We start from the raw sequence: 367 nt of genomic DNA on the forward strand, positions 1-367 counted from the left end.
GAGCAGCACGGTGCCGTCGCTGGTCACGACCTTCTGTACGAAGTGCGGGGTGCGGTAGACGCCGGACGCGGCCAGCGTCGCGTACGAGGACGCCATGTCGATCACCCGGGACTGGTACTGCCCCAGCACGATGCCGTACTCGGACTGGCCGTTTGGCTCCTGCAGGGTGGTACCCGTCACCGGCGGGATCTCCTTGGGGATGCCGGCCTTGTGAGCGATGTCGGCGATCTTGTCGGGGCCGTCCTCGATGGACATCATCTGCCGGTAGAAGCTGGTGTTCAGCGACCGCTTCATCGCCTCCGCGATGGTGCACGTCCCGCAGGACTCGCCCTCGACGTTGGTGATGGTGATGTCGCCGAGCGTGAGC

General features: G+C 65.9%; 1 protein-coding gene. It reads right to left on the reverse strand.

Annotation, left to right across the window (positions count from 1 at the left end; translation table 11 throughout):
- Nucleotides 1-367: penicillin-binding transpeptidase domain-containing protein (locus AC1DYG_RS20790; RefSeq protein ID WP_477641721.1), on the reverse strand; the 367-nt coding region annotated here is incomplete at both ends.

The sequence above is a fragment of the Pedococcus sp. P1_H8 genome (assembly GCF_056405175.1).